The following is a 4373-nucleotide window of genomic DNA, read 5'->3' on the forward strand; positions in this document are numbered from 1 at the left end:
ATGGTAATACCACGAGCTTTTTCTTCAGGCGCGTTATCGATTTGATCGAAAGCCTGAGCTGAACCACCGTATGTCTTAGAAAGAACAGTAGTGATTGCCGCAGTTAGAGTAGTTTTTCCGTGGTCAACGTGGCCAATAGTACCAACGTTTACATGGGGTTTCGTACGTTCAAACTTTTCTTTTGCCATTTCTATTATCCCAGCAAAGTTACTTTAAAAATTTATGAAATTCTATAAACATGAGCTGGGGAGAAACTGGTGCTGATAGGCAGATTTGAACTGCCGACCTCACCCTTACCAAGGGTGCGCTCTACCAACTGAGCTATATCAGCACTGATTTGGAGCGAGCAGTGGGAATCGAACCCACATCATCAGCTTGGAAGGCTGAGGTAATAGCCATTATACGATGCTCGCAAATCCTAATTCTCTGGCCACCTCATAAAAAAGTGGTGGAGGGGGCAGGATTCGAACCTGCGAAGGCTGAGCCGTCAGATTTACAGTCTGATCCCGTTGACCGCTTGGGTACCCCTCCAGATTGATGGTGCCGACTGCCGGAGTCGAACTGGCGACCTACTGATTACAAGTCAGTTGCTCTACCAACTGAGCTAAGTCGGCACTACATCAAGTGGGTGCGCATTCTAGAGTAATGAATTACTCAGTGCAAGTGTTGTTTTGAAAAATTTTACTTTTTCTTTTTTAACCGATAAAAACTTATCAATCAAACCAGTTACGTAAGAAGCTCGCTTCTTGCGTAGCGGGCCAAACCTTGCACCACCAAATGAGCGGGACGAATCCTAACATCGCTTTCAAGGAATGCAAACATTTTTTTGTCCCCACCCCCTAAAATTATATCAAAATCGGTTTGTTTGCTGGATAAGTAATCAACGGCGCTCAAATAAACACCATACACTGCGGCATAGCAGCCTGTTGCAACACATTCTTCGGTATCGTTGCCCAGGGTGAGACTGGTCGGAATTTCGTCATTTGCATACACTTTCTTAGTGGAATTAAGTAATGCTTGTTTCATTACTTGAAAGCCAGGGGTGATCCAACCGCCTAAATGTTGACCATCTACCACAAAATCAACCGTAATTGCTGTGCCCACATCCATCACAAAAAATGCTTTTTGTGATTTTTCTGCAGCACAAACCATGGCAAGCCATCGATCAACCCCCATTTTTTTTTCGTTTTCGTAACTATTTTTTATGCCGAAGGCTTCTCGCTCGGTATTTTTCTCTTCAACAGCGATATTTCTCTGTTCGCAAGCGGCGAAAATTTGTTCGACCGCATCTGCTTTTCGTACTGAGGCTAAATATAAGTGGGAAATATTTTGCTGTTTATCGATAAAAGAAAGTAAATCGGATAAATTTTCTGTGGCGGTTGGCTCATTTTCGGCATTAGATAACAAACAATATTTAAATCGCGTATTACCAACGTCCACTAAAACGACATTTTTATCGGTTACCACGTAAGCTAACCTCTCCACCGTGGAATCGAGTAATGCCATCTTGGGTTTCTACCAACAATGCACCGCTGGCATCTACGCCTCGATCAATACCAGAAAAACGCTTTTCGCCCATTTGTAGCACAATCCTTTTATCTGCATACAGGTCTAGTGCTTCCCAATGAGGTGCGAACGGGCCAAAACCTTGTTGGGTGAACTTAGGTAATAATGCCCAAAGGGATTTTATTATGGCTGCCGCTAAACTATTTCTATCTGGCGTGTGTCCTAAATAAGATGTTAAATCGCTATGAGGCTGTCCAACGTCATATTGGCTATCAGGAACACACACATTTAAGCCTATTCCAATAACAGAATGCGCAGTAGCACCAATTTGGCCTTCAACTTCTATAAGAATGCCGGCGAGCTTTTTACCTTGAAGATAAATGTCGTTAGGCCACTTCAGTTCAGTATCATCTACGCCAAAGTCTTTTAATGCTTCACATACTGCCAAACCAACCATTAATGACAAACCCGCCATGCTTTGGTAACCATCCGGGAAAGACCAATACATAGAAAACGTTAAGCTACCACCAATAGGCGCTAACCAGGTTCTACCATGACGACCACGACCCGCCGTCTGAATTTCAGCGAATATTGCATCACCATCAGCTAATTCATGACGAGCATTAGCAATTCGCTTTTTCATTTCAGTATTAGTAGAAGGTAAAACCGACTCAACATCTATCATGGCGCGCTTAGTATTACCTAAGTGCTTCTTAATACTCTCTGCATTTAACAAAGAAAAACCTCGCTCTAAACGGTAACCCTTACCTTTAACTTTAAAAACATCTAATCCCCAGTCAGAAAGCTGAGAAATATGGCCTGCTACAGCGGTGCGGGAAAGACCAACTTGTTGCGCTATGGTTTCACCTGAATGGAAGTGTCCATCAGACAACAAGGCCAATATATGTTTTCTGACTGATTTTGACGCCTGCCTCATAATTGCTGTCTCATAATTGAATGAGTCCTTCCTTACCAACTAAACGTACTTCTGGCTCGAGTGTTATTTTAAATTTACTTTCTACCGCATGCATTATTTGTTTAGCTAGGGCAATTAAGTCATTTCCCAGCGCGTTTCCTATATTAGTTAATACTAGCGGCTGTGTAGGGTGACACCTAACATCATTAAGCGCCTTTCCTTTAAAACCCATCTGATCGATAAGCCATGCAGCAGGTACTTTTACCTGATTTTCTGACACCGGGTAACTCGGTATATCAAGATAGTGACATTTGAGTTCTTCAAAATGCGTTAATGCAATAACAGGGTTCTTAAAGAAACTACCTGCATTTCCAAGCTGCTTAGGATCAGGAAGCTTGGCTTTTCGCACTTCTATTACCTTATTAAAGATATCTTTCGCACTAGGGCAGTCTATAGCCGACAATTCACCATAACTCGCCACAACGTCGTACGCCTTGGGAAGTGTAAAATTCACTTTGGAGATAAGCGCTTTACCATATAAGGCGTGTTTAAAAATACTATCGCGGTAACCAAACTGGCAATCCGCCCCCTTTATAAGAAAGGGTTCTTTTGTTTCAAGTAGTATCGCTTCTATAGAATCTATGAAGGAATGTACCTCTACACCGTAAGCCCCAATATTTTGAATAGGCGATGCGCCTACGGAACCTGGGATCAGCGCAAGGTTTTCAAGGCCAAACCAGCCATTTTGCATACACAGCGATACAAACTCATGCCAATCTTCCCCCGCCCCAACACTAATATGATGATGTGATTCGGTGTCGTAGTGGCTAATACCCTTAATTTTATTTACTAGCACCACACCTTCGAAGTCATCCAAAAATACCGAATTGCTTCCACCACCTAAAATATACGTATTAATTTCGGGATTGTAAGCTTTTAAAAATGAATCTACAGAGTCGAATTCGACGATAGATGCGCAATTCGAGGCTAATGAAAAGGTATGATATTGCTTTAATGAGGGCATAGCACTTTATAGAAGAATAATAATGCGCTAATGGTAGGTGAAGCTGATGTTAATTAAAAGCAGTTTAGAGGGATTGGTTAAGGAGATCGCCCCCTGTATATATTTCACACATTGCAGAGTTTGCAACCATTGCCCGTCGACTTTTATCTGTTATTAGTCACAAATAACATAAAGTTAGGTAGTGGCATAAAATATGAATCTTTACTTCTTACACTGAAACGTTTTGTCTCTTTTTGAGCAGAACGCACTTAAGTAAATGGAGTTTATTATGAAAAAGCTTTCACTATCTATGTTAATGAGCACACTAATTTCGAGTTTGGTTATGGCCTCGTCCAACGGTAAGATAGAGACTAGTTTTACGGGGTTAGATTCTGATGGTGACGAATTACTCACATCGAGTGAATTGGAAGGAACATCAATAGCGCCTTTTTTAGGAAATATAGACACAAACAGCGACTCTGCTATAAACCTCTCCGAATTTAACGAATTCGTAAAAGCAAATACCAGCAAATTTAGTGAGGATGTGATTGCGACTGTTAATGAAAATAGTGTAGAAGACGCCGTTAGCGTAGAAAAGGTAGATGATGTAGAAAACACCGCCATGGTATCAGCGGTTGTTGTTAATTTTGAAAAAGCGGACATAAACGAAGATGATACATTGTCATCTGCTGAAGTATCTAAAGCCAATATAGACGGAAACTTCACTAAAATGGATAAAGACGGGGATGGGGCGATCACCAGAAAAGAACTTGAACATTATCTGAAAAAGAAAGGTAAGCAATAAGTATCTTTGTTTTCAAACAATGAGCAATGCGGATTAATAACCCGCCTAGCTTCACTTTCCTGCAGGCATAAAAAAAGCCCTTATCATACGATAAGGGCTTTCTTCGAATGGGACCTGGCAGTGTGCTACTCTCACATGGGGAA

The 4373-nt window shown here is 41.5% G+C and carries 5 protein-coding genes and 4 tRNA genes; 1 reads left to right on the forward strand and 8 read right to left on the reverse strand.

Features of this window, described 5'->3' with window-relative positions:
* The 8 genes from KYS23_RS20420 to murB all read right to left on the reverse strand — a co-directional run.
* The coding region (locus tag KYS23_RS20420; RefSeq protein ID WP_246604378.1) for a GTP-binding protein at nt 1-188 on the reverse strand (188 nt) is incomplete at its 3' end.
* Nucleotides 189-255: 67 nt separating this feature from the next.
* A tRNA-Thr gene (locus KYS23_RS20425) sits at nt 256-331 on the reverse strand.
* A 7-nt stretch (nt 332-338) separates the two neighbouring features.
* Nucleotides 339-413, reverse strand: a tRNA-Gly gene (locus tag KYS23_RS20430).
* 33 nt (nt 414-446) lie between these two features.
* Nucleotides 447-531 (reverse strand) — tRNA-Tyr (locus KYS23_RS20435).
* 7 nt (nt 532-538) lie between these two features.
* Nucleotides 539-614, reverse strand: a tRNA-Thr gene (locus KYS23_RS20440).
* A 112-nt stretch (nt 615-726) separates the two neighbouring features.
* Nucleotides 727-1467 (reverse strand): type III pantothenate kinase, encoded by a 741-nt coding sequence (locus tag KYS23_RS20445; protein WP_232370696.1) that lies wholly within the window; start codon nt 1465-1467, stop codon nt 727-729.
* The gene (birA, locus tag KYS23_RS20450; protein ID WP_159533411.1) at nt 1454-2443 is read right to left on the reverse strand and encodes a bifunctional biotin--[acetyl-CoA-carboxylase] ligase/biotin operon repressor BirA; all 990 of its coding nucleotides are present in this window, start codon (nt 2441-2443) and stop codon (nt 1454-1456) included. The genes KYS23_RS20445 and birA overlap by 14 nt, the downstream gene beginning before the upstream one ends.
* Nucleotides 2444-2453: 10 nt before the next feature.
* Nucleotides 2454-3446 (reverse strand): UDP-N-acetylmuramate dehydrogenase, encoded by a 993-nt coding sequence (murB, locus tag KYS23_RS20455; protein WP_218420063.1) that lies wholly within the window; start codon nt 3444-3446, stop codon nt 2454-2456.
* 268 nt (nt 3447-3714) lie between these two features.
* Here murB and KYS23_RS20460 point away from each other — a divergent pair, with 268 nt between their 5' ends.
* On the forward strand, nt 3715-4230 hold the full coding sequence (locus KYS23_RS20460; RefSeq protein WP_218420064.1) for an EF-hand domain-containing protein: 516 nt from the start codon (nt 3715-3717) through the stop codon (nt 4228-4230).
* The last annotated feature ends 143 nt before the right edge of the window (nt 4231-4373 follow it).

Origin of the sequence: Alteromonas lipotrueae, from assembly GCF_019249255.1 — a bacterium.
Classification (GTDB): domain Bacteria; phylum Pseudomonadota; class Gammaproteobacteria; order Enterobacterales; family Alteromonadaceae; genus Alteromonas; species Alteromonas lipotrueae.

Coding starts and splice junctions, on each gene's coding strand:
- birA (WP_159533411.1), bottom strand. CDS start 2,443: ATGAGGCAGGCGTCAAAATCAGTCAGAAAACATATATTGGCCTTGTTG.
- murB (WP_218420063.1), bottom strand. CDS start 3,446: ATGCCCTCATTAAAGCAATATCATACCTTTTCATTAGCCTCGAATTGC.
- KYS23_RS20460 (WP_218420064.1), top strand. CDS start 3,715: ATGAAAAAGCTTTCACTATCTATGTTAATGAGCACACTAATTTCGAGT.